Annotated in this window: 21 protein-coding genes and 1 pseudogene; 11 read left to right on the top strand and 11 right to left on the bottom strand. The window is 51.8% G+C overall.

The window, feature by feature from the left end; all coding sequences use genetic code 11:
- Window positions 1–32 precede the first annotated feature (32 nt).
- Window positions 33–278 (top strand): hypothetical protein, encoded by a 246-nt coding sequence (locus tag AC0T7J_RS22940; protein ID WP_010256845.1) that lies wholly within the window; start codon window positions 33–35, stop codon window positions 276–278.
- Between the two features lie 50 nt (window positions 279–328).
- Here the strand turns inward: AC0T7J_RS22940 and AC0T7J_RS22935 are convergent, their stop codons facing one another.
- From AC0T7J_RS22935 to AC0T7J_RS22920, 4 genes are all read right to left on the bottom strand, one after another.
- A complete protein-coding gene (locus tag AC0T7J_RS22935) occupies window positions 329–3373 on the bottom strand; it encodes an efflux RND transporter permease subunit (RefSeq protein WP_473797507.1) in 3045 nt (1014 codons plus the stop codon).
- Entirely contained in the window at window positions 3370–4503 is a 1134-nt protein-coding gene (locus AC0T7J_RS22930; RefSeq protein ID WP_473797503.1) for an efflux RND transporter periplasmic adaptor subunit, read from the bottom strand. The genes AC0T7J_RS22935 and AC0T7J_RS22930 overlap by 4 nt, the downstream gene beginning before the upstream one ends.
- Before the next feature lie 93 nt (window positions 4504–4596).
- Window positions 4597–5766 (bottom strand): sensor histidine kinase, encoded by a 1170-nt coding sequence (locus AC0T7J_RS22925; protein WP_473797500.1) that lies wholly within the window; start codon window positions 5764–5766, stop codon window positions 4597–4599.
- Window positions 5763–6461, bottom strand: a complete 699-nt coding sequence (locus tag AC0T7J_RS22920; protein ID WP_473797497.1) for a response regulator — start codon at window positions 6459–6461, stop codon at window positions 5763–5765. Before AC0T7J_RS22920 ends, AC0T7J_RS22925 begins: the two co-directional genes overlap by 4 nt.
- A gap of 129 nt (window positions 6462–6590) precedes the next feature.
- Between AC0T7J_RS22920 and AC0T7J_RS22915 the strand changes: the two genes are divergently transcribed.
- From AC0T7J_RS22915 to AC0T7J_RS22905, 3 genes and pseudogenes are all read left to right on the top strand, one after another.
- Window positions 6591–7379, top strand: coding sequence for a MipA/OmpV family protein (locus AC0T7J_RS22915; protein WP_473797494.1), 789 nt, complete (start codon window positions 6591–6593; stop codon window positions 7377–7379).
- An 8-nt stretch (window positions 7380–7387) separates the two neighbouring features.
- On the top strand, window positions 7388–7510 hold the full coding sequence (locus AC0T7J_RS22910; RefSeq protein ID WP_473797491.1) for a hypothetical protein: 123 nt from the start codon (window positions 7388–7390) through the stop codon (window positions 7508–7510).
- Between the two features lie 22 nt (window positions 7511–7532).
- Window positions 7533–8200 (top strand): annotated as a pseudogene (locus AC0T7J_RS22905) (Rpn family recombination-promoting nuclease/putative transposase); the annotation flags it as partial.
- Between the two features lie 126 nt (window positions 8201–8326).
- Here the strand turns inward: AC0T7J_RS22905 and AC0T7J_RS22900 are convergent.
- The 3 genes from AC0T7J_RS22900 to AC0T7J_RS22890 all read right to left on the bottom strand — a co-directional run bounded on the left by AC0T7J_RS22900 (window position 8327) and on the right by AC0T7J_RS22890 (window position 11580).
- Window positions 8327–9205 (bottom strand): ROK family protein, encoded by an 879-nt coding sequence (locus AC0T7J_RS22900; RefSeq protein ID WP_473797488.1) that lies wholly within the window; start codon window positions 9203–9205, stop codon window positions 8327–8329.
- Between the two features lie 239 nt (window positions 9206–9444).
- Window positions 9445–10728, bottom strand: coding sequence for a beta-ketoacyl-ACP synthase II (gene fabF / locus AC0T7J_RS22895; RefSeq protein WP_473797485.1), 1284 nt, complete (start codon window positions 10726–10728; stop codon window positions 9445–9447).
- Between the two features lie 237 nt (window positions 10729–10965).
- Entirely contained in the window at window positions 10966–11580 is a 615-nt protein-coding gene (locus AC0T7J_RS22890) for a TetR/AcrR family transcriptional regulator (protein ID WP_473797482.1), read from the bottom strand.
- Window positions 11581–11985: 405 nt separating this feature from the next.
- Between AC0T7J_RS22890 and AC0T7J_RS22885 the strand changes: the two genes are divergently transcribed.
- Window positions 11986–12819, top strand: a complete 834-nt coding sequence (locus tag AC0T7J_RS22885) for a winged helix-turn-helix domain-containing protein (protein WP_473797479.1) — start codon at window positions 11986–11988, stop codon at window positions 12817–12819.
- A gap of 17 nt (window positions 12820–12836) precedes the next feature.
- The gene (locus tag AC0T7J_RS22880; RefSeq protein ID WP_473797476.1) at window positions 12837–13313 is read left to right on the top strand and encodes a FidL-like protein; all 477 of its coding nucleotides are present in this window, start codon (window positions 12837–12839) and stop codon (window positions 13311–13313) included.
- Window positions 13314–13899: 586 nt separating this feature from the next.
- Here AC0T7J_RS22880 and AC0T7J_RS22875 read toward each other — a convergent pair.
- Window positions 13900–14262 carry a hypothetical protein gene (locus AC0T7J_RS22875; RefSeq protein WP_473797473.1) on the bottom strand — a complete coding sequence of 121 codons (363 nt, stop codon included), beginning with the start codon at window positions 14260–14262 and terminating at the stop codon, window positions 13900–13902.
- Window positions 14263–14271: 9 nt separating this feature from the next.
- Entirely contained in the window at window positions 14272–14529 is a 258-nt protein-coding gene (locus AC0T7J_RS22870; RefSeq protein ID WP_473797470.1) for a hypothetical protein, read from the bottom strand.
- A gap of 1086 nt (window positions 14530–15615) precedes the next feature.
- Between AC0T7J_RS22870 and AC0T7J_RS22865 the strand changes: the two genes are divergently transcribed.
- The 3 genes from AC0T7J_RS22865 to AC0T7J_RS22855 all read left to right on the top strand — a co-directional run bounded on the left by AC0T7J_RS22865 (window position 15616) and on the right by AC0T7J_RS22855 (window position 17247).
- Window positions 15616–16206: a helix-turn-helix domain-containing protein gene (locus tag AC0T7J_RS22865; protein WP_473797467.1), complete on the top strand. Its 591-nt coding sequence runs from the start codon at window positions 15616–15618 to the stop codon at window positions 16204–16206.
- Window positions 16190–16882: a helix-turn-helix transcriptional regulator gene (locus AC0T7J_RS22860; protein ID WP_473797464.1), complete on the top strand. Its 693-nt coding sequence runs from the start codon at window positions 16190–16192 to the stop codon at window positions 16880–16882. The genes AC0T7J_RS22865 and AC0T7J_RS22860 overlap by 17 nt, the downstream gene beginning before the upstream one ends.
- Before the next feature lie 113 nt (window positions 16883–16995).
- Window positions 16996–17247: a hypothetical protein gene (locus tag AC0T7J_RS22855; protein WP_473797461.1), complete on the top strand. Its 252-nt coding sequence runs from the start codon at window positions 16996–16998 to the stop codon at window positions 17245–17247.
- A gap of 202 nt (window positions 17248–17449) precedes the next feature.
- On the opposite strand, the gene AC0T7J_RS22850 is transcribed toward AC0T7J_RS22855, so the two are convergent.
- Window positions 17450–17764 (bottom strand): NirD/YgiW/YdeI family stress tolerance protein, encoded by a 315-nt coding sequence (locus AC0T7J_RS22850; protein WP_473797458.1) that lies wholly within the window; start codon window positions 17762–17764, stop codon window positions 17450–17452.
- The gene (locus tag AC0T7J_RS22845; protein WP_473797456.1) at window positions 17765–18037 is read right to left on the bottom strand and encodes a hypothetical protein; all 273 of its coding nucleotides are present in this window, start codon (window positions 18035–18037) and stop codon (window positions 17765–17767) included.
- A 625-nt stretch (window positions 18038–18662) separates the two neighbouring features.
- Between AC0T7J_RS22845 and AC0T7J_RS22840 the strand changes: the two genes are divergently transcribed.
- Window positions 18663–18911 carry a putative hemolysin gene (locus AC0T7J_RS22840; protein WP_473797453.1) on the top strand — a complete coding sequence of 83 codons (249 nt, stop codon included), beginning with the start codon at window positions 18663–18665 and terminating at the stop codon, window positions 18909–18911.
- 698 nt (window positions 18912–19609) lie between these two features.
- Window positions 19610–23818, top strand: a complete 4209-nt coding sequence (locus AC0T7J_RS22835; RefSeq protein ID WP_473797731.1) for a S6 family peptidase — start codon at window positions 19610–19612, stop codon at window positions 23816–23818.
- The last annotated feature ends 101 nt before the right edge of the window (window positions 23819–23919 follow it).

Raw genomic sequence — 23919 nt, 5'->3', positions numbered from 1 at the left:
CGGCCGGGGACCGGGATGCCAATAATCGGTGCATGACTACATACCGCGTAAGAGTCGGGTTTCATAACCCGTCAGCCCTGACATTCAGGCAACTGGATGAAATTCTGGAGCCGCAACGATTCTGGAGAACAGATTCTGCGGGCGGCCAGTTCCGCTATTTCATGGAGTATGAGTACCAGTCTGACGTGCGCGATCTCTGCTCGGTCTGCTCGCTGGCCTACAGTCAGGCCTGCAAAGTCCGAAAGTGTCCACTGATTCTGGTCGAGGTGATGAACTGATCCTTTCCGGCGATCCCGCGGCTCTCAGCACGGGTTCGCCGGGTGCAGTTTTAACGCGAACTGCGCTGCATCATCAGACTTAACGCGGCGGGCAGCACCGTGAGCGTTACCAGCGTACCGCTGACCAGACCGCCAATAATCGCCAGTGCCATTGGCCCCCAGAAAACCTGATGCGCGATGGGGATCATACCAAGTATTGCCGCACAGGCGGTCAGCAGAATGGGACGCGCGCGGTGATGGGCAGCCTGCCGGATTGCCTCACCCGCAGGCAGCCCGGCACGGCTATTCGCATCCACTTCACTGATCATGATTACCGCATTGCGGATGATAATCCCCGCCAGGGCAATAATTCCCAGCAGTGCCACAAACCCCAGCGGTGTGCCAGCCGGCAGCATCGCGGATACGATACCGGGCAGGCCAAAGGGTGCCATGCTCAGCGCCAGCAGCATCCCGGAAAAGCGTTGCAGCTGGATCATCAGCAGGATCAGCATGGCGCAGATCGTCACCGGCAGCAGAGCAAACACCGAGCTGTTGCCTTTGTCAGACTCTGCCGCCACGCCTCCTTCTTCAATACCGTATCCGGCAGGCAGTGAAGCGCGCAGGGCGGCGACGGCTGGTGCGAGCTGTTGCGAGACCTGTTCAGCCCGCTGACCGGGCGCAATATCTGTCTGTACGGTGATATAAGCCAGCCGCTGCCGTCGCCAGATGACCGGGTCATCTACTCCCCAGTTCAGGGTCGCCACCTGGCGTAGCGGAATTTTCTGTCCGCTGGCATTGGTGATCATCAATCCTTCCAGCGTGTCAGTGTCCTGCCGTTCCGGGTCATTGCTGCGCAGCACGACGTCGATCAGCCGGTTACGATCGCGCAGGGTAGTCACCACGCTGCCGGACATCAGGGTATTCAGCGCGGTGGCTATCGTATCGGAAGAGAGTCCGGCTGCGCGGGCTGCGGTCTGATTCACCGCCAGCGTCATGACCCGTTCTGGCTCGCCGGCGGTAAGATTGACCTCGCGTGTCAGCGGTGAGCGGGCGATTAGCGCCGCCAGCCGATCGGCTGCCTGTCGCACCCTGGCGTTATCCGGGCCGGTGATGCGATATTTCAGCGGCCAGCCGACCGGTGGACCCAGCTCCAGCGGCGATACCCGGGTGGTGATATCACTGAAATCCACCGCCAGCTTCTGCTCCAGCCTGCTGCGCAGCCGATCGCGTGCCGCCAGATCTTTCGCCACCACCACCAGCTGCGCGATGTTTTCATTATCCAGCAGCACATCCATCGGCAGATAAAAGCGTATCGCACCCGAGCCAACGTAGCTGGTGAAGTTCGCCACATCCCGATCGTTGCGCAGCATCTGTTCCAGTTGTGCGGCACGGCGGGTGGTTTCAGCCTGGGCTGCACTGGCGGGAAGCGTCAGGCTGACCAGCAGCTCGGGGCGATCCGACGCAGGGAAAAATTCACCCTGCATAAAGGTGGTGGCGTAAAGGCTGACCAGCAGCACCGCCATCGCCGCACCTATTGTCACCAGCCGGTTGCACAGAATCACCTCCAGCAGCCGATGGTAGCTCCGCGTTAGCACGCCCGGCGGCTTATCGGCCTTGATGTGCCTGGCCGACAGCAGCCAGCAGCCGGTGAGCGGAGAGAAGATGACAGCGACGACCCACGAGCAGAGCAGCGCCAGGGCGATCACCACAAACAGCGAGTAGCAATATTCTCCGGCACTGGAGGCGGCGAAACCGACCGGAATGAAACCGGCGATCATCACCAGCGTACCGGTTAGCATCGGAAAGGCGGTGGTTTTAAATGCATAAGTTGCGGCCTGCCACTTGCTGTCGCCCGCCTCGAGTCGCGCCACCATCGCCTCGACGGTGATCATGGCATCATCCACCAGCAGCCCCAGCGCGATAATCAGCGCGCCAAGCGAGATGCGCTGAAGTCCGATGCCTGCCAGTAACATGCCGGTAAAGGTCATGGCCAGTACCAGCGGGATCGCCGCCGCCACGACCAGACCGGCGCGCAGTCCCAGCGAGACAAAGGAGACGGCTAACACGATGACGACCGCTTCGCCCAGGATCCGGACAAAGCCGCTGACCGCGTTTTTCACCACCGAAGACTGGTCGGCCACGCGGGTCATGGTGATACCGTGCGGTAACTGACCGGCCAGCATCTGCATGCGCTGACTGAGCTGCTGACCGAAATCGAGCATGTTGCCGCTGCCGGCCATGGAGATCGCCAGCCCGATAGCCGGAACGCCGTTAACCCGGAACGTCGGGGCCGGCGGTTCGGCAGGTTGCAGGCTGATGGTGGCCAGATCGGTCAGCGGAATAAAACGCTCCCCGATATGCAGGGTAATCGCCTGCAGACTTTCGACTGAAGTCAGAGTGCCACTGACCCGCAGCGCGATATTCTCGCGGTCGGTACGCAGGCTGCCAGCGGGTACAACGTCGTTCTGCGCTTTGATCGCGTCACTGACCTGCTGTAAATCGAGACCCATACCGTTCAGCTTGCGCGGCGAAAAGGCGATAACCACCTGCTGTTCCTGAACACCCAGCAGGCTGGTTTTACCGATGTCGGGCAGACTGGCCAGACTGCGACGCAGGTTATCGACCCGATCGCGCAGCTCTCTGGCCGTAAACCCATCCGCTGTGAAGCCATAAATGGTGCCGAAGGTATCATCAAACTCGTCGTTAACGGCCGGACCCTGCACGCCCTGCGGCAGTGAAGGGGCAACGTCCTGCATCTTTTTACGCAGCTGATACCAGATGCCGGCCACCTGAGAGGGCGGCGTGTCATCGCGCAGGTTGACATAGATGACGGTTTGTCCGGCGCGGGTTTCGCTCTCAACCGCATCCAGCGACGGGATCTCCTGCACCTTCTGTTCCAGTACGTCAGTGAGCAGTTTTACGGTGGTATCCACATCTGCGCCAGGCCACTGAGCAGAAACCACTGCGGTTTTAATAGTAAATGCCGGGTCTTCATTGCGTGACAGACCTTCATAGCTCAGGACACCCGCCGCCATGACCAGCAGCATGAAAAAGATCACCAGTTGCTGATGCGCCAGCGCCCAGCCGGAAAGGTTAAAGCCAGTCGATTTCTTCATGGTGCCTCCTGTGCCAGCGTGACTTTTTCGCCAGGCTGCAGGGTGCTGACACCAGCGGTGACGACGCGCTCTCCCGGCCGGATCCCGGCAGTGACGAAGATTTGCTGCGCGTTAAAACGAGCCAGTACCACCGGACGAAGCTGTAAGCGTGACGCCGCATCAACGACCAGCAGCGCGGGTTTGTCTGCGGAGCGGGTCAGGGCGCTGGCGGGCAGGACGATGACCGGCGGCTGCGCATCGGGAAGGCTGACCATGACCGTGGCACCGGGAGCCATCGCCTCAGGCGGCTGATTCAGCGAGATGCGCAGCCGCCATGTGCGGGTCTGCGGGTCGGCCTGCGGGCTGATGTCACGCACTGTGCCACTGGCCTGCACGCCGGGATCGGCGAGCAGCGTCACTTTTAGCGGTGTCCGGTCATCAGGGCGCAGCAGCGCAGGCGTTGTCAGGTCAAACACTGCATCACGGGCATCCCCCGCTGCCAGCGTCATCACGTTTTGTCCGGCGCTGACCACCTGACCTGGCTGAACCGCGATGGCGGTAATCCGGCCTGCGGTGGGCGCAGTGAGCTGAGTCCAGCTGAGATTATCCTGGGCATTTTTCAGTGCCGCTTCGCTGCTGAGACGGCGGGACTGCGCGCTCTGCCAGTCCGCCTGGGCGCTGTCCAGCTGGCTGCGGGCGATGGCGCCACCGGGCATCAGCAGCCGCATCCGATGCAGGTTAAGCGCGGCGACGCGTTCAGCGGCACGGGCGCTGTCGAGATCGGCCCGGGCACTGCTCAGCTGATTGCGTGACTGATCATTTTCCAGCGCTGCCAGCGATTGCCCGGCGCTGACGCGATCGCCCAGATCAACGGCACGGCTCACCACCCGGCCATCCAGCCTGAAGGCCAGCGCAACCTCTTCATGAGCACGGATTTCGCCAGTCAGCAGCAATGACGCATCACTGCTGAGCGGTGGGGCGATCACTGATTTAACCGGGCGGAGCGGGGCGGCAGGCGGAGCAGAACTGTTGTCCCGGCAGCCGGTCATGATGAATACCCCGAGCAGCACGAAGATGATCGGCGCAAAGATGTGAATACCGAAGAGGTGACGCCACACCTGGCGGGCAGCATCCGATAAGAAGTCTGTCATAACCGGGTTCCTTTAATGAGTTGTGCTCATTGAACCCGGCTTGTGTCCAGAAACGTGCCATGAACCATCAAGAAATGGTCAAGCCAGAACAATTTATCTCGCCGGCAGCGTTATCCCGATCAACAGACCGCCGTCGGCGGGCAGCGTTGCGTGAAGCGACCCGCCGTGCGCCTCGACGATCGCTTTGGCGATCGACAGTCCCAGACCGCTGCCGCCGGAGTGACGGGCGCGTGAAGATTCGGCGCGGGTAAAGCGGTCAAACAGCTGCGGCAGGAAGGCCGGTTCCACACCCTGACCGTAATCACGGAAGGTCATGGTGATTGCCTGATCGTTCTGGCTGGCGGTGATCAGCAACGCGCCACCGTCGGCAGCATAGCGCAGCGCATTTTCACAGATGATGGTCACCACCTGGCCCAGCCGGAAGGTATCGGCATACAGTCGCAGCTCCTCCGGTGCTATGACGCTGATATTCACACCCGCCTGTTCTGCCTGCGGCATCAGCCAGCCGGAGCGCTCGCGCAGTAATTCGCAGAGATTAAACCACTCGCGGTTAAGGGTAAGCTGCCCGGCATCCGCCAGCGACAAGAGATGCAGTTCGTCTGTCAGGCGACTGAGCTGCGTCAGTTGCTTCATGATCATCGCCAGCTGCTGCGGTTCGGCAGGAAAGACGCCATCCAGAATCCCCTGCAGGCGACCCATCGCCGCCGTCAGTGGCGAGCGAAGTTCATGCGCCATCGCCACATGCGAGGTGCGCAGCTCACGCTCGTAACGCGCCAGCTGCTGCGTCATCTGATTGAAATCTTCAGTAAAACGTACCAGCTCCTGGGGGGCTTCTTTTACGATTACTGCCGTTCGGCCAAATTCCCCTTTCGACACCGCTCGCGCTGCGGTAGCCAGCTGGCTGAACTGTGCCGACAGCGGACGGGCGAAACGCAGCGCCATCAGCACCATAAACGGGATCATGACCACGACCAGCACGATCACGGTAAGCCAGTCCGACGAGGCCAGCGACGGATCGGAGAAGTTGATGCCCCACCACTGGTCGATAATCTGATGAAAGCGTGCCGGATCGCTGGCAGGGTGTTGGCGCAACCGGGTGAACTCATCCAGCAGCGCGGGCGGCATCCGGTAATAGACCCAGTACGCCTGCACGGCAAAGCGCAGCCACATACAGATGGCGATGAGCACCACGCTGCCGATCGCCAGAAACAGCACCCGGATGCAGATCCAGCGCCACAGTGAGGTATGCGTATCGTTCTTCATGGCTGTCTGAACCGGTAACCGACGCTGCGCACTGCCGGTAAGACATCAGAGATGCCCGCGGCTTCCAGTTTGCGACGCAGGTTATAGACGTGGGTATCGACCACCCGCTCCAGCGCATCGCTTTCCGGCAGACAGTGCTCCAGCAGAAACAGGCGGGTAAACGGACGTGTCGGGGCACGCATCAGGGTGACCAGCAGGGAAAATTCGGTCGGTGTCAGATCGAGGCGGCGCGGTGAAGCACCGTCACTATCGACCACTGCGGTAAGTGCCACCGGGTCCACCACTAAACCCGCCCAGCGCAGGGTTTCTGGCGCGGGAACGTGGCTCTGCTGGCTGCGGCGCAGTACAGCCTGAACGCGCGCCACCACTTCGCCCGGATGATAGGGTTTAACCACGTAGTCATCCGCGCCATAGCGCAGTGCGCCGATGCGGTCCGGCGCATCACCCATCGCGGTCACCATGATCACCGGGGTATCGTCGCGACGTCGCAACGCTGCCAGCACTTCGGTACCGTTCATGCCGGGCAGCATGATATCCAGCAGGATCAGATCGGGCTGCCAGCGTCTGGCGGCATCCAGCCCGCCGGGGCCATCACCGGCAATCATGACCTCATAATTTTCACGTTTCAGGTAGGCCTCAAGTACGCCCGCCGCATCAGCATCATCTTCAATAATCAGTATACGTTTTGACTGCATTTTCGGATCACCTTGACTGTTTCTTCATAAATCCCTGGTCGTTCATTGACACTCGCCTCGCATACTCCGGCCATTGACGCGGCTCTGAACCCCTCAGCTCCGCACCTGATGTGATAATGAGGAAACGTGATGATAACCGGAAAAATAACGCTGCACATGGTCTGTTTTTCGCTGGGATTAAGTACCGCTGCTGCCATGGCTGATGAGAGTACCACGCCACCACCCAGCCTGACGCTGGGCATTGCAGGGATCAATGCACCACGCTACAGCGGCGCCGATAAGCAGCACTGGCAACTGATGCCGGTGATCCAGGCACGTGACGGGGCCTTCTTTTTAGACTCGCAGAAAGGGATTGGCTACGACCTGCAGGCAGATAACGGGCTTTATCTGGAACATACGCTGGGCTACGGGCTGGGCCGCTCTGACCGCAATTCATCCTGGCGTGACGGTGATGACCGGCTCAGGGGCATGGGCAATATCGACGCAACGATGAACACCGCGCTGGCGCTGGGATGGTCGGTCACGCCGTGGCTGGTGCTGGAGGGCAAAGCGACGCTGCCATTAACTGATAGTCAGGGCGTGCAGTACCGGACTTCCGTGACCCTGATCCCCTGGCAGACCAGCGACGACACTGTGGCACTGCAGGTGGCGGGTCTGTTTGGCGACGGGCGCTATATGAATACCTGGTATGGCGTTAACAGCAAGCAAAGTGCGCGCAGCGGATTTGAACGCTATGACGCCGCGGGTGGATTTTATGGCACCGACACCAGCCTGACCTGGAGCCATCAGTTCACGCCCGCCTGGGCCGCCAGTGTGATCGGCGACTACAGCTGGCTGGATAAACATGCTTCAGATAGCCCCATCGTGGCACGGCACAACGGCGCATCGGCCACCCTGGCATTGAGCTATACCTTCTGAATGACATCATGAAAAAGAGCGGGATGTGCAGTCACCGTCGTTTGCTTACTGCGCTGATTCTGTTGTATGTGCTGGTCTATACCCTGACAGGCGTGGCGCTTAGCCTGTTGGATGCGCCGGTACGGGGATAGGGAGAGGGCTAAATGTATGCTGGTGGCTTTCCGCCTGATACGTTATGCGGTAGCCGCTACGCAGCGCCACCTTGAAGCTGGCCATAAAAAGCTGTCCTTAGCCATACCTGTACTGTTCTATACCGGTAAGCGCACTCCCTATCCCTGGTTGACGCGCGGGTTCGACGAATTTGATGATCCGGTAGTGGCGGAAAATCTTTATAGAGGCGCCTTCCCGCTGGTGGACATTACGGTCATCACGGATGACGAGATCAGACTCATCGCGGTATGGCCGCTCTGACGCTTTTGCAGAAAGATATTCATCAGCGCGGCATTGCAAGCCTGACTGACCATCTGGTTACGCTGCTCATGGCCGATTATCTTTCTTCACCCCAGGTGATGACGCTAATACACCATTCACTGCAGGCTGGTGAGTCAGCTGACTACGGAGCTTTCGTTCATGAACTGGCACAGCGGGTGCGATAACACGGAGACGCACTGAAGACCATCGCACAGCAGCTGGAACAAAAAGGAATCGAAAAAGGGCGCGCAGAAGGTACCGAGCCTGGTGAGCGGCGTGGTATTGAGAAAGGTCGCACTGAAGAACAGCGTGAAGCTTCCCTTAAAATCGCACGTGCCAGGTTACAAAACGGCCCTGACCGTAAAACTGTCATGGAAATGACCGGCCTGACGTCAGACGATCTGGCGTAAATACGACCCTACTATAAACAAGAATAAACCCGGCCATGACCGGGTTATTTTTTTAAATACCGCACCAGATAAATCATCATAATTATCTGAAAGGAGTAACCTGCCTAAGACCTGATCTGCAAACCCTTATCTTTCTGGCTGACGCTGCAGGAAATTCCATGTCGCGCCCAGCATGCCAGAGTCGTTGCCGTAGGTTGCGGCACCAATGCGGATATCAAGATCATATTTTTCCAGCTGCTTTGCCAGTTCATCGAGGAACGGCTCACGCTCGGTAATTCCCCCACCAATAAATATCATCTGCGGATCGAACACGCTGAACAGGTTATATAAGCAGGCCGCAAGATCCTGGTAGAATTTATTCACCACCTGCTGTGCGGCATCTTCATTACGATCGTATGCGTCAAAGACATCTTTACCGGTGACGTCGTCGGAAGACTTTTCGATGAGCTGGCTGTAATCCTCCCTAAGTGCCGTCATGGTACAACTCTGGCTCATGGTGTGGCGCTCGATATTGCTGCTGGTGGGGCGTGAAGTCAGCAGACAGCCAAATTCGCCCGCGCGATTACGACCGCCCCGGATCAGCGCACCGTTGCAGAAAGCCGCTCCGCCTAATCCTGTGCCGATGGTTAACATCAGAAAATCACTGAGCTTTTTTGCTTTGCCCAGCCACTGTTCAGCCAGTAAGGCGCAGTGTGCGTCATTTTCGACCATGGCAGGCAGTGAGGTTTTTTCCGTCAGCCACTGGCTCAGATGAAACTGGTCGAAGTCCCGAATGGTGCCACCCATGGCGATATATCCGGCTTCTGCATCAATATAACCGGGCGTGCTGACAGCGATGCCAGCACAGCCGGGGTTTTTCTCCAGCCAGGCCAGGATCTCATCAAGTATTTTGTCGCGTGAATTATGGGAAATATCAGTACTGTCACTGGCCAGGATATTTCCCTGGTCATCAATCACGCCCATTTTTAAAGAGGTACCACCAATATCGAAAGCTGCAATTTTCATCAATATTCTCTAAAGTTGTTTTCATTCGATTAATTGTAGTGCTCAAAGAAAAGGGCAGGCGGTCTGTCGGAGGCAATTTTGTCAGGAAAGGTACAGATTTATAAAGCGATTGTTGTACACAGGGCGTTTTGAGCGCTCCCGGCACACCGGGAAGCACTGAGCACGCTTTTCAGGATGTCTGAGGTATCACCCGCGCTGAGAGGGTGTCTGGCAGCGCGGGCTTAATAATCACTATGCCGTCATGACCACTTACGCAACACGAGACTGGCGTTGACGCCGCCAAAGCCAAAACCGTTCGACATGGCATACGTCAGTGCAGTGGGACGTGCATTGAGCGCCACCAGATCCAGATTGCCTGCGGCTTCATCGGGATGATGGAGGTTCAGCGTCGGCGGAATAAGCTGCTGGCGCAGCGCCATCAGGGTGAATATCGCCTCAACGCCGCCTGCCGCGCCCAGCAGATGGCCGGTGGCGGATTTCGTTGAGGCGATCGCGACCTGCGAATCATTGCCAAACACTGCGAGAATAGCCGCCAGTTCACCGTGATCGCCAACCTGCGTTGAGGTTGCGTGAGCGTTAATATGCTGAACGTCGTCCGGGGTGATGCCCGCCTGGCGCAGGGCGGTTCTCATCGCCCGCGCAGCCCCGCTGCCATTCTCCAGACCCGCGGTTAAATGGTATGCATCGGCGCTGGTGCCATAGCCGACAATCTCCGCCAGCGGCGTTGCACCGCGTGCTTCGGCATGGGCCAGTGACTCAATCACCAGCAGGCCGGCACCTTCGGCCATCACAAAGCCGTTTCTGTCACGATCAAACGGACGTGAGGCATGGTGCGGCTGCTCTTCATAGCCCACACATAGCGCACGTGCGGCCGCGAAACAGCCCAGCGTGACGCGATCCAGCGCCGCTTCTGTGCCGCCACAAATAGCAATGTCCGCTTCACCGCTTCTGATCAGCCTTGCTGCATCACCAATTGCCTGAACCCCTGCTGCACAGGCGGTAACGGGCGCACCCAGCGGACCGGTGAAACCGTGTTTGATTGAGACATGACCTGCGGCCATGTTGGCCAGAAACGAAGGCGCTGTAAAAGGTGAGAGCCTGCGCGGGCCGCGCGCGTCGGTGGTGCGCACTGCGTCGGCAATGGCACCAAAGCCGCCGACGCCGGAGGCGATAATCGTCGCGGTGCGTTCACGCGCTGCCTCATCTTCAGGATGCCAGCCCGCCTGATTCAGCGCTTCTTCTGCTGCCAGCAGCGCGAATTCTATAAAGCGCGACATCTTTTTACGTTCTTTCGGCGCAATGAACGCCTCCGGGTCGTAACCTGCCTGCGGATCTTCATCGATGCCGGGCACGCTGCCACCCACTGAAATACCGGTGCCAGTAGTAAGCGTGTCGGGCAGGGTACGAATACCTGATTCCCCTGCCGTTAATCGCCGCCAGACGGTTTCAACGCCACAACCGAGTGGCGAGACGACGCCCGCGCCGGTAATGACAATGCGTTGTGATGAGGCTAAGTGACTCATAATGTTGCTCCCTTAGACAGTCCGGACAGTGAGTGAAATGCTGCTGCGGAGAATAGATACACGCCTTGAGGGCGAAAGGTGAGACCCTGCGTAGGGTGGTGCGCCAGGTCAACGCAGGGATGGAATACAGCAGACAGAGATAAGCTTAGCAGCATCAGAATCCTGAGCGATAACCAGACAGAATGCTATCGTTGATCTTGTGACTAAATAAGTCAATAGTTACATCATGCGCAATGCTCAGGGCGCAAGGCTACGTAACACCAGTGCTGCCAGTTGTGCAGAGGCTTCTTCAGCGTCATCCAGGCTGTACTGCAGCAGTACCGGGCTGGCGTAGGGTTTGATCACCCGATAGATTGCCTCCGCGGCTTCGTCTGCCGGGGTTTTACGTTCAAACTCACCGGATTCGCGACCCCGTCGGAGGATTTGCTGGATCAGGTTCAGTAGTCGCTCTTCGTGTGCCCTTGCTGACGGCCATCTGTCACGCGACGCGACGGCAGCAATGTCATACAGTTTACGTTCGTGAAAAAAGAGTTCCGAGCCGCTAACGGAAAGCGTGCGAAACAGGCGTCGCAGTTGTTCTGATGCCCCAGGCGCATCAGCGATCGCAGCTTCAGTGAGCTGCATGATCATCGCCAGTCGGGTGGCGCAGATTACTTCACCAATTGCCTGTTTCGAGTCAAAAAATTTATAGATATACGCTTTGGAAAAGCCGATAGCCCGGGCAAGATCGGAGACGGTGGTTTTTTCGTAGCCATAATGCGCGAAGTGCTGCATGGCAGCATCCACAATCTGGTCACGCACGTTGTGCCCGGTCGGGCCGCGCGTGCCATTTTCCGTAATGGATTGGGTCATTGTCAGAACCTGGCAGAGTAAAGGTGGGTGAAAATTTCAGTGACCACTGTTATAGGTGGTCACATTTTAGTCCCTGTTGTGATCAAAATCCATGATTTGCAACCGCTGAAGTGCGTTGAGCGCTCCAAAACCGCACAGGTGGCAAACCAGTGAGGTCAGGACTGATATTGTCAGCTGATAAGGCCTGAGGTAAGCGGGTAAAGCCTGGATTCTTCTGGGAGTGCCCCTTTAAGGCCGGTTATAAGGCGTAAAACAGGATGAACGTGTCCAGGTTCGCCTGCATACCAAATTTGGATGTCAACTCAACATCACCTGTGTGAGTTGACAGATTCAGGTCTCTTTAGTGCTTCTTTAAATAAGCTGAATTATACTGTCTGAAATGGGCGCAAATTCAGTGATTTCTTAATGATTTACATTATCGATGATCAGGTTACCTACAATTCAGATGACTGTACGCTGAGTCATATTCCTACCCAGGAAACGCTGAGTCTGAGTATTTCATCGGGTCGGCTGTTTGAGCAGTTGCTGAATTCCCAGGGAGCAGTACTGGCGCGCGAAACCTTGCTGACCGAAGTCTGGGATAAATATGGCCTGCGTGGATCAAACAGTAATCTGAATCAGTATCTGAGTATCCTGCGCAGAGCGCTCGCGGCTTATGGTTGTGAAAATCTGATTATCACCATTCCGAAAATCGGCATTCGGCTGAATACTGACATCAAAATTGAACGCGAATCTTCCCCGGCTTTGGTAGTGACAGAACGTCAGAATGATGAAGAGCCGGCGGAGGGTGCTGTTTCCAGCCAGGATAGCCCGGCGATACACCCCGATCCTGTCATGGACGATAAGGTTGTCAAAAAAGCTTTTCTCAGCGTCAGGCAGGCGATATTTGTCATTGTTATGTTGATGTTGCTGGGAAGTGCTTTGTGGTACATCACTATCAGTGAGTCTGGTGAAAAAAGTGCTTTTATGAGTACCATTAAACTGCAAGGCGGTTGTGAGGCGGTGATTGTTCAGGGGCTGGAAGTGTTTGAGCAGAAGTCACTGGATAAACAAATACTTGAAATTCTCAAAGAGAATAAGCAATCCTGCGTGCCGGGACGGCGCATCTATTTTGATAAAAATACGTCATTCACAACGACTGACTATGGCAGGACCATTCTCTCCGCATGTAACCTTAACAGCAGTGGCCATATCGTTTCCTGCGACAGCTTCTATTATCTTGACTGGAGAACGTTTTGAAACGGAACGCCACATTTATGCTGACGTTAACACTCGCTGCGCTGCTACTGGTGATTTTCGCCGGGATTAATTATTTCAAGCCGCGGACTAACGACCTGCCTTTTCGCTGTTCAGCGTTCAGCCGCTATGATCTTAGTCGTCATGATGGTGAAACGATTAAGTTTTCTGTTTCCCAGGATCTGCGTTTTATTGATTCTGGCTCGGGCTATCTGTTACTCAACGGGCAGGTTACATTTGGCGATAAAGATACAACGCTTAATCGACGCATTGCGCTGAGCGCAGGTAATAAAATTGATCGTGACACTTATCGCTATAAAATAAGGACGATTATTACCGCAACAAACGATACGACGCCGGATGCCGTGTTTAATCTGCTGCTGGCGGAGATTACACTCGATCCTGGTTATCTGCAGCTGGATATGACGCAGGTCGATCAAAAGACATATCTTATTGGTGGACCACTTTCCTACCTCTTCACCTGTCAGCGTTACTAAAATGAGCGTCTTATTACTGAAAGAGACACCGGAAGAGGAAAACTCTTCCGGTTTGATTCTATCTGCACATGGCTGGCAGAGCCGCTTTTACGCGGTACGGAAACTTTTCAGGGTATCTGAGAAAATCTGAAGATCTGCAGCGGTAATGGGACTCGCCTTTAACAGAGATAAAATTAACAGGTCGTCCATGTTTAGTGTGAATACCGTTTATTTCTGGTAAAGACGAAGTTTATCTGGCCGAAGAAAATCATAGGTAATCATGACACCTGTAGTCAGATTATTACACAGAACCACTGGCTGATGGACGTCCTGTTGCCAGTCCTCCATCTGCTTTTGCAGAATAGCAAGCTGGCTAATATTCTCTTCCGGATTATTATGTTCGCCTGACTGACCGCGGAATCTGTTCTGATTAGTATATTCCTGAATCAGATGAGCAAACCCAATTGAATATCTTGAACAGTCACGAATATCATCGCATTTGTATACGATAGCATTGAACGGAACTTGTAATAGACCTTTTACAAAGAGACTGACTTTTGCGCAGTAAAAATGATTATTTTTAGTTTTGGATTTTGCTTATGTACTTTTAAAGCTTTCGCACGCCATTTAAATCATTACGGTTAAAGGTAAAGCAACAGTTCGTAATCAATATCGCTGGCGTCTTCTCTCTGAATAGTAACATTAAATCCTCTGACTCAACCAGGTAAGCATTAATTTTCAGATTTGAATACTTTCTTAGAAGTTTGGTCTGGACAGAAGAAAGAATAAATGTATTTTCATCAGAAACACCACTGCTGAGCTTCCTCTCCCCTAAAATATTCACAGATAGTCCTTTTCTGTAGTTAAAAAGTGAAGCAGGGCTCATCAGAGCCCTGCTGACTACTGGTAACTCAGCGTGTACGTTGCTACCACTAACGCCTTCAATTTCACGATCGTTCAATCCACGCATGATATTCCCTTATGAAGTAATGACAGAACCAGTAGGATCAAACTGGTTTTCAGCAATCTGATTGAACCCGCTAATCGTTGAATCCCAGCCATTAATCGCACCATAAAGTGCGCCATCAACCAGGCCAACCACTGCGCCGACAATCAGGCCGACACCGCCAGAAATAATACCTAAACCCGCGATACCACCCGCGCTACCGCCGCTCGTTGCCCATGTGAGACCGAAAGCAGTTATACCGGTAACGCTACCTACAACGACAGCACCCACAAAATCAAAAAACCTGCGCCTGAAACATTTTACATTTCAACAGGCGTTAACTCTCATTTATATCTGCAATATTAATCACTTACTCGATTACTCAGCATTAATTTTTAGAACGCCGCTTCAAGCGAACGGCGTTATTGGGTTTGGAAGCCCTGGAAAATAAAATAGTAAAATATCCATAATTAATATCACGTGCTATTGGCATTATTAGCTGAAGGTGTCTTTTATTAACAATTTTTTACATTCATAGTGATTTAGAGTTTTGCCGTGAAATTATTTACATCGTTATATGTTTGCTGTCGACTATTGATGAGGTGGTTTAACTTTTCGCATTACTGGTTTTTTTAAATGTTGAAAGGGGTACGCATTCTGCGATGTAAAAGCTTCAGCGGGAGAAAGTGGAATCTGATTAAACGTCCAGAGGATGAGAAATCGGTCTTCATATGCAATCTAAGATGAAGGTTGCAGCAATAGAACAATTCATCTACCCAGGACTTATGTCTGCAATATCTATAAAACGCAGAGTATAAAACTATATATTCATTAATTTGTTATTTAAATGTCTGTTATGGGGACGCTGTGGTTTAATTTATGACATCAGATGCTGTGGTGTTTTTTTTACTTTTAGGGGGTAATTAACAATGATTCCATAATGATTAAAGACATTATAAATAATGGAGTGTATTTAAACTTCTGCCGCCTTTTTGTGTGCTTAATATCGCTGAATTATAACATCAATGTTCAAATGATTATGATTGATTCCTTTTTTAAGAAAAAAGTTATAACACTATCAGTAATTCTCTACTTGTTAGTTTGATATACTGATTAATAAGGTTTTAAGCGGTGAAATATCTGGTTGTGATGCCATTCATTGGTGTAATTCTCTTCCTTTTTGCGTGTTTGTGGTGTTGAATTTTAGCGTGATGGTTTTACTATAGTGAAACCAGTCAACCTTTCTATGGCTCATATTTGGGGGAGAGTCAGAGATCGTCAATACGCCAGGCGAAAAAAAGAGATTATAACAAACGGATTTTTGCTAATTTTTCTACTAATCACTAACCTTGTGTTAGTTAGATTGAGTTAATTATTATGTATAGAGTGACTGAAAATCATGAGCGGATCATCGATGCGCTAGCCGGGTATACCCAGGTTGCTAATCCAGATGAGATTTCGCGCGGCAAGCGTCGTTACCATCTCACTAAAGATAATGTACGCCGGGTTATGTTCATTCTTGATGGTGATTTCTTACTCAAATTAAAGAGCGAAAATAAGGTTTTAAATATCTTGTCGGCTCCATTTGTTGTCGGTGTCACTCCGGCACTTGATGAACCACCTGTCTATCTGGAAAGAATTGACTATGGAAAGATCAGTTTCATAGATTACGATGTGTTCTGGCGCCTGGTGTTTGAGAAAGATCTTTTCAATGATGCCATGTCCATTCTATCTGGCCAGTACTCTGACCTGATGAACTACATCCAGCTACCTAAAAATAATTCGCATGATGAAGTGATTTCTTTAATCAATCGCTGGGGGAAGCTACCTCCTCATCTTAAGAAGCGATTTTCGGCACTATATCTGATTGAAAATAGTTCTCATCTTTCAAAAAGCTCCATTTGCAGAGTGTTGAAAGAATTAAAAGAGAAAGGTGAACTGACTCTGATTAATGGCAAGTTTACCTGATTGGTTTTTTATTTTAACTTTTGAGATGCTTAAGGGAAAAATGGATTTTAAAGTCATTTGTACAAATGAAAACTACTTCTTTCGGCTGGGCATTTCAAAAATTATTGAGGAAGCACTATTATCTGACACACCAGTAGAATTTTTACCCGCTTATGACGCGCAAAATTTACCTCAGGCGGATTTCATACTGATCAGTGTTGCACAGTGGCGCCTTTATATGTGTCAGCCCGCCTACCGGGATCGGAAGCCTGGTAGTATTTTAATGGTGTTTGTTGATGAGGTTGCGGACATCATCACTGAGCACCTGCCTCTCTGCTATCGTTCTTTGATTGTCATCTCGCGTAGCGATTCTGTCCGTAATATTTCTGCAAAAGTTATCCGCTTCTGGCTGGAAAAGCAGGAAAGCCTGAAGGGATTTCTACCCTCAGATTGCTCACACTGTGAATTTGCGCGTATCACGGTTGTCCAGCTGCAGGTACTAAGTTTTTTAAAAAAAGGGTATAGCGTGGGGCAGACAGCTAAACGTCTGAACCTTTCTGCTAAAACGATCTATGCACATAAGTATAATGTGATGAAGAAGTTTTCGCTAAGTGGTGATAAGGAGTTTAACGCTTTCATTAATGATGTCACTTTGCTGGAGCTTTATAAAGGCGTTATTGAATATGTAAGTTTTTAGCTATTTGTTCAGTCCGTATTTGAGTGGTTTCTGACGTTAATAGCCATTTCTGATGAACTGCTTTCCTGTGATGCACAGATTGCTTTTCGTGTTCAGGGTGTAAAGAGGTTTTTGTGAAGAAAGAGCCACTAAAAAAATATAAATCTTTGGCCATTACTTTTAGAATGGTGACAGTAATGATGTTAGGTATGATTATTCTGCTGTCTGTTTATATTTACAGTAACTATGTCGTTGCTGCACCCGTACTTCATCTACCTGATGCGTTTCAGTCAGGCGTGGATAGCCGTAATCTCTCTCAGTCTGTGCCTGCACTCAACTCTTCTCACGAAAATCAGCAGAAATCATCCCTACATAATCGGGAATGATCAACCGGGCTTCTTTTCAGCATCTGAAATGGCAATATTAAAAGTCATTTGTTGTATCAGCCATCGCCAGGACCTGAGTGCGAAGCTGTGGGTCACTTATCTTTTTGCCGGTGAGTTGCCCGAAGTGGCATGAACCTTCTGATAGGTTGATGAACTTAAAAAGCCAGCGTCATCGCTGGCTCTTTATGTTTTTTGTAGAGGATTATTGCAGAATAAAAACGCGATCTACATTAATTTCGCTGTCACCATCATCGCGGTCAATTTCACCGATGATCCGGACCTTTTTACCCATCAGATAACGATCATCGTCGTCGTCCTCATCTATATCGACACGAATACGACCCGTCGAATCTTTTAACCAGTAATGATCATCATCTGCTCTGCCACTAATGGTCCCTGTGAGTGTAACCTGTCGATCGTCGCGCATCGTTTTCGCCTCTGCAACGGTGACCTCATGACGAGCATACGCCGGGCCCGAGCTGATCAGGGCCAGTATCATCCATAATATTTTCTTCATTCAGGTTTCCTTAAGCACACATCTTTTATTGGGTTTATTCTTTAAAACTAAAACGATACCGTTGGTGCCCTGAGCTGTGATTTGCAATGCGTTGGCCTGCAACGAGGACTGATTGCTCACAACCACCCCTTCTGCAAAAGCACTACCTGACGCAACCGGTGTGACGGAGCTGCCCGATCCTGAATTGGCAGAAACCTGTTTCCCGCTACAGCAGCAGAACTGACCCGCGGCAATATCCTCATTCCGCCAGCCAGCACCATCGCGTTTATGCATTTATTTCGGTCAGGTTGTTTATTCATATCAGTCAATCTTCCTTGAGGTTTAATTAAAGGGCGAATAGCCTCTGAACAGGCTTACTACTTCACACCTCATACTGAGTCTTAGCCCGATAAGAATTGAGTGTATTTTTTATTAAATCCATTAATAACAGCATCTGTACTAAAGATGTCAGGATTATGCAGGGTGGAAGTGAATTATGTAAAGGGAATGAAAGTGAGTATCTTTTAACGATAGGTTAAAATAATTTCGGCATGCTGAACGAATTTCTATTGAAAATTAAGCTTGTGTGTTAGTTCTGGCCTGGGGATTGTTGTTATTTATTATTACAGGCATTCTCTTTTGGGCGTTATTTATTCTGTTTTGTCCGATGGCGAGGGGGTTGTCAGTAACAAGACGGTTTGTTCAGAGTAAGTTTAGCGTGTGGGTGCTATCATTATTACACGCTCAGACCCGCTTCCGGATTTAAGAAATAAATTGTCTGAAGAGTCACATTCTGACAACTGTCTGATTCAGAGCTACTTATTTAAGACGCTGATCGCTATTGTGCGTTGAGTCATAGCCTGGTGAACCTGAGGAACGCCGTCTCACCAGCCTGAAGTTAATGTTGAGAGAAGATTAAATGAAAAGAGTAAATAGAATAACAGTCTGTTCCCTGATGCTGGCTACTCTGCAAATGAGCGGCTGCACGCCCCATAGCGCTGAATCACCGCGCCTTACAATGCGTAATCCCGCAAGTGAATGGTGTGCTCAGCGTGGCGGACAGCAGGTTCAGGAGGCACCATCGAACGGGAGCACACGCTATTGCCTGTTACCCTCCGGTGAAAAGATTGAGCAATGGGCATTGTTTCATCGTGATCACCCGCAATAATCCTCTTATCATTAAACGGTCAGCAGGCGGAAGGTGAGTAAAGTCTATACAATTAAAGGTTATTTTTAGCCACCCTTGTCGGCTTTCAATCCCGGCTAAGTATTGATAATGACCTCGTTGATTATTACAGCTCTTTTTCCTGTACGGGCTCGGCTTTCTGGCCTCATTTCCGTCCCGGAAAATGAGGCTAAGCTCCATCATTCCTTTGCAGCAGAAAGGGGATTGATTAATATCATGAATGACTTTGGATGTTATTTAGTCGATGTAATTACAGTCGGTTTCAAATAAAAAAGATTACATGATGCAGGGAATTATTTCCAATCCGAATTAATGATTTATCTTTTATCAATATGTGTGCTTACATCTTTATTTTGATCTCATTTGACAATTGGCCTGACGATAATTTTAAGTGTTTTATTAAAAGTAAATGTTCATTCCATTTTGGCAATGAGTTTTTATTGCTTTGCAATACATAAAGTTACCTCAGTTTTTACACTGACTCGTCTCGTTTTTTGATCTGGATCAATTGAAATATAAAACTCAGATTCTGTTACCGATTGTCATAATGATACTATTTAATTAATTAAGGTATTTTTCTTAAATAACAATAGCCTCATGAGGATAATCCATTGAAGTATTTTGGAAGCGCAGCGCTATGTTGTACCTTCTTTATCTGCACCAAATCTTATGCGGGCATCATGCTTAACAATATTGATGTTCAGGATTATCGCGATTTTGCAGAAAATTTGGGGAACTATAATGTGGGCAGAATGAAGGCCCCAGTTTATAGCAAAGATGGATCGCTAACGGACTATCTTAATTTCCCTATGCCTGATTTTGGCGGCGTAGCCTCTATGGGCTACGCAACGCTTATCTCACCGTCGTATATTGTCAGTGTAAAACATAACTCCGGTTATAAATCGGTGGCATTTGGTAATGGTGCTCAATATGCCACAACTTACACGCTCATCAATCGTAACGAACTCAGCACACAGGATTTTCATGCGCCGCGGTTAAATAAGGTGGTTACGGAGGCTGCACCTTATAACTACGTGACCAAATCAGACTTTATCGCTGATTATAAATCACGCTATTCATGGTATACCCGAGTAGGCACCGGGACGCAGGAGCAAATCAACGACGACCAGACTGAGCGTGTCCTGCTGACGGGTGCTTATAACTGGAAGACCGGCGGCACTATCAGCGCAAATAATGTACGTGACATATCTAATAGCACCTATCTGCGTTATTACAATTTGGGACCCGATGATGCTAATACCACACCTCTTTCAATCGGTGCTAACGCCGGCGATAGCGGTAGTCCGGTCTTTGCCTGGGATGACATTGAGCAGCAATGGAAGCTCGTTGCGGTCCATGTTGGCTATGACCAGGATAGTGGACTTTACAAAAAACGTGCGATTGCAGGCTATATCCCGGGTGATTTCATTGCGTCGGTGCAGGCTGCCAATACTTCACCTGACGTTGTTGATATGGCAGGCAACGGAGCAATTTTCTGGAACGACACCGCAATAACGCAATACGGGTCCTCCTGGTCATGGGCGGGACTGGGAGCAACCTATGCGTCATTGGCACCTTCTGCTGCCAGTAATGAAGAACTCGATGCGACTAAAGATCTTCGTTTCAACGGGGCTGGCGGACTGATCACGCTGAATGCACCAATCAATATGGGCGCAGGCAAACTTCAGTTTTCTAACAACTATACTGTGACTTCAGCAGAGGGAGTGAATGCGACCTGGGCAGGAGGCGGCATTGAGGTTGACGCAGATAAAGCCGTTCTGTGGCAGGTTAACGGTCTGGACAGTGATGCCCTGCATAAAATTGGCGCGGGAACACTGCATGTCAATGCAACGGGCAAAAATCCAGGTTCACTGAATGTGGGAGAGGGTACCGTTATCCTCGATCAGCAAGCGGATGCCTCAGGCAATAAACAGGCTTTCTCTTCGGTCACCCTGGTCAGCGGCCGGCCAACCGTAGTACTGAATGATGCCACTCAGGTGAGTACAGACCAAATCTACTTTGGCTATCGGGGTGGTCGGCTGGATTTAAACGGTAATACGCTGAGCTTTAGAAAAATTAATCATACCGACAGTGGCGCGACACTCGTTAACCACAGTAATGCCGCGGCAACGCTCAATATCACGGGCTACACCGCCGCTGACGTGCCTTTTAATACATTTCACGGTAGCAATCCCAAAGGCACTCCGGGTTCAATCTATGTTTATAACAACCCCTATACCAAAGATACCGAGTACTTTCAGTTAAATACCTCCTCATACTGGTATTTCCCCACGGATAAATCCTCGACGTCGACCTGGACTTACCTGGGAACTGATGCCGATGAAGCCATTAACCATCGGCTGACGCAGCTGAACGTTCAGGTGTTCCGCGGTTTTCTGGGTGAAACGCTGGATAGTGCGCTGAATGGCGTTATGAACGTTAACATTCTGCCACGCAACGCCACGGCAATTACCGCGCTGACCGGTGGTATGAATCTGAATGGCAATATGGATATTACGAGCGGTACCGTGGTCCTCTCTGGGCAGCCAGTTGCCCATGCAGGTGCCGTTGTCAACGATGATGACTGGAGCACGTCATTGTTTAAAGCCGATCAGATTAATGTTGGCACCGGTGCGCATTTCCAGGTGGGAGAATACGCGGGTGTGAAAGCGAAGATGGTCGCCGCTGAATCTTCAACGCTGTCTCTGGGCTACAACGACAGCGCGCAGGCAGGAGAGAAAAGCTGGCGCTGCTATTCTGCGATCTATTCTGATGATGTTTCCTGCAGCCAGCCGGTGCGCAGTGCAGATGCGCTCGCACTGTTGCCTGCCAGTGAAGTGGAAGGGGACGTTCAGCTGGCAAATAACAGTTCGCTTTATCTGGGAAAGGTGAATTATCAGGGCGCTGTGACTTCTACCGGTAGTAGCCTGATGACGCTGGATGCAAATGCTACCTGGATGATGACTGGTAACAGTAATGTCACCTCACTGCTGGCACAGCGTGGATCTACGCTTTCGATGGTTCCTTCAGGCAGCTGGAGCGCTAAAACGCTGAGCGTTGATTCACTGGATGCGACCGGACTGAATCTGATGTTAGGCGTCAAACCTTCAACGCTGGAAAGCGACAAACTGATTGTTAAAAACGCGGTAAGTGGTGGCGATAACCTGCTGGATGTCAGCCTGTTAGTGAGCAGCGAAGAGCAGGTTGCGCTAACCCAGGATCTGGTGATGGTTGATGCACCTGCTGGCACGTCGCACAGCTATTTCTCTTTTGCAGACAGCTACAGCGGCTTCAGTGTTTACACACCGAATTATCAGGTGAAAGAAAATAACGACCGCGTGTTATGGGTGCTCGAAAGTAACAAATCGGCTGAACCTGAACCCACGCCCGCACCGGACGTGACACCTGAGCCAGCCCCGACGCCCGCGCCGGAAGTGACGCCTGAGCCAGCCCCGACGCCCGCACCGGAAGTGACGCCTGAGCCAGACCCGACGCCCGTGCCGGAAGTGACGCCTGAGCCAGACCCAGCGCCCGCGCCGGAAGTGACACCTGAGCCAGACCCGACGCCCGCACCGGATGTGACGCCTGTGCCAGACCCGACGCCCGCGCCGGAAGTGACGCCTGAACCAGAACCGACGCCCGCACCGGAAGTGACGCCTGAACCAGAACCAACGCCCGCACCGGAAGTGACACCTGAGCCAGAACCGACACCCGCACCAGAAGTGACACCTGAGCCAGAACCGACACCCGCACCGGAAGTGACGCCTGAGCCAGAACCGACGCCCGCGCCGGAAGTGACGCCTGAGCCAGAAACACCTGTTGATGAGGCGGATGCTCACAAAGCGAAAGCAGAGGCCGAAGCAAAAGCCGAAGCGGAAGCAAAAGCAGAGGCTGAAGAAAAAGCAAAGGCCGAAGAAAAAGCGAAAGAGGAGGCCGCGAAAGCCGAAGAGGAAGCCAAAAAACCGGCGTTTAATCCGGACGACTGGTTCTCTGTTTACGACAACCTGCCACTGATCCAGCGTACACGCGCCTTACTCGCCTCGCGTCAGTACATTTTCAGTGAAGCAGTCAGCCAGTTGCATAACCGCACCGACAGTCTGCGCGCTTCGCCAGACAGTAGCGGTTCATGGGCAACCATTGAGCAGAGAAAAGGGCGTTTTCTGGGCCTGAGCACGAACCAGCAGACCCTGAACGTGGGCTGGGATACCCGCAACAATACGCAAACAGCCGGTATCAGCGCCAGTTATACCCAGGGTGAAGTCAAAGGAAAGGGTTATGAAAAACATCGCCTGGCCACGGTGGGTGCCTATTATTCGTGGCAGGCTGATACCGGATGGTTTATTGATGCTGCCAGTCGCTATATGTATCTGAACCAGGAGTTAACGCTGGATCCTGCCCTGCATATCAACGGCATGAAAAAGGATAGTCATATGCTGGCAGGCAGTCTGCGGACGGGATATCAGTTCAGTCTGGCTGACGATACGCTGTTTATTTCACCCTACGTGGGCGTCAGCGGTGGCATCATGTCAGGTTACACCCTGAAAGGAGAGGATGCAGAAGTGGCGCTGAGTTCAGCGACGCCTTACTTCACAACCACCGGCATTATGGCGCAGAAACGCGGCATGGGTGTCTGGCTGCCCAACGTGAACCTGAGTGCGAGCATTGAATATCAATATTCACCGGGTAAAAACGGTTCAACCACGACGCTTTCAGATCGTCAGTCGAATCGTCAATACAGCGCCTGGTCTGACAACCGCTATCGCAGCAGCGTGGGCCTGCAGGGTGTCATTACGCCTGACCTCTCGCTCATCGCGAAAGTCGATACCAGTTTCGGTGGTGACTTTAAAACGGATTACAGCGGTCAGGTCGGTTTCGCCTGGCGTTTTTGATAGCGTTCAATAACAGAGCATCACTGTCGTGCAGTGTGATGCTCTGTCTATTATCCGGCAGTATCATTCATCAGTCATTTTCAGAGATATAATATCTGACA

Source organism: Pantoea sp. E956-1 (assembly GCF_982223955.1).
This window is presented reverse-complemented; position numbering and strand designations above follow the sequence as displayed.

Bases quoted from the DNA above. Each gene is read 5' to 3' on its own strand.
- AC0T7J_RS22940 (WP_010256845.1), top strand. From the start codon at position 33: ATGACTACATACCGCGTAAGAGTCGGGTTTCATAACCCGTCAGCCCTG.
- AC0T7J_RS22935 (WP_473797507.1), bottom strand. From the start codon at position 3,373: ATGAAGAAATCGACTGGCTTTAACCTTTCCGGCTGGGCGCTGGCGCAT.
- AC0T7J_RS22930 (WP_473797503.1), bottom strand. From the start codon at position 4,503: ATGACAGACTTCTTATCGGATGCTGCCCGCCAGGTGTGGCGTCACCTC.
- AC0T7J_RS22925 (WP_473797500.1), bottom strand. From the start codon at position 5,766: ATGAAGAACGATACGCATACCTCACTGTGGCGCTGGATCTGCATCCGG.
- AC0T7J_RS22920 (WP_473797497.1), bottom strand. From the start codon at position 6,461: ATGCAGTCAAAACGTATACTGATTATTGAAGATGATGCTGATGCGGCG.
- AC0T7J_RS22915 (WP_473797494.1), top strand. From the start codon at position 6,591: ATGATAACCGGAAAAATAACGCTGCACATGGTCTGTTTTTCGCTGGGA.
- AC0T7J_RS22910 (WP_473797491.1), top strand. From the start codon at position 7,388: ATGAAAAAGAGCGGGATGTGCAGTCACCGTCGTTTGCTTACTGCGCTG.
- AC0T7J_RS22900 (WP_473797488.1), bottom strand. From the start codon at position 9,205: ATGAAAATTGCAGCTTTCGATATTGGTGGTACCTCTTTAAAAATGGGC.
- fabF (WP_473797485.1), bottom strand. From the start codon at position 10,728: ATGAGTCACTTAGCCTCATCACAACGCATTGTCATTACCGGCGCGGGC.
- AC0T7J_RS22890 (WP_473797482.1), bottom strand. From the start codon at position 11,580: ATGACCCAATCCATTACGGAAAATGGCACGCGCGGCCCGACCGGGCAC.
- AC0T7J_RS22885 (WP_473797479.1), top strand. From the start codon at position 11,986: ATGATTTACATTATCGATGATCAGGTTACCTACAATTCAGATGACTGT.
- AC0T7J_RS22880 (WP_473797476.1), top strand. From the start codon at position 12,837: ATGCTGACGTTAACACTCGCTGCGCTGCTACTGGTGATTTTCGCCGGG.
- AC0T7J_RS22875 (WP_473797473.1), bottom strand. From the start codon at position 14,262: ATGCGTGGATTGAACGATCGTGAAATTGAAGGCGTTAGTGGTAGCAAC.
- AC0T7J_RS22865 (WP_473797467.1), top strand. From the start codon at position 15,616: ATGTATAGAGTGACTGAAAATCATGAGCGGATCATCGATGCGCTAGCC.
- AC0T7J_RS22860 (WP_473797464.1), top strand. From the start codon at position 16,190: ATGGCAAGTTTACCTGATTGGTTTTTTATTTTAACTTTTGAGATGCTT.
- AC0T7J_RS22850 (WP_473797458.1), bottom strand. From the start codon at position 17,764: ATGAAGAAAATATTATGGATGATACTGGCCCTGATCAGCTCGGGCCCG.
- AC0T7J_RS22845 (WP_473797456.1), bottom strand. From the start codon at position 18,037: ATGCATAAACGCGATGGTGCTGGCTGGCGGAATGAGGATATTGCCGCG.
- AC0T7J_RS22840 (WP_473797453.1), top strand. From the start codon at position 18,663: ATGAAAAGAGTAAATAGAATAACAGTCTGTTCCCTGATGCTGGCTACT.
- AC0T7J_RS22835 (WP_473797731.1), top strand. From the start codon at position 19,610: ATGCTTAACAATATTGATGTTCAGGATTATCGCGATTTTGCAGAAAAT.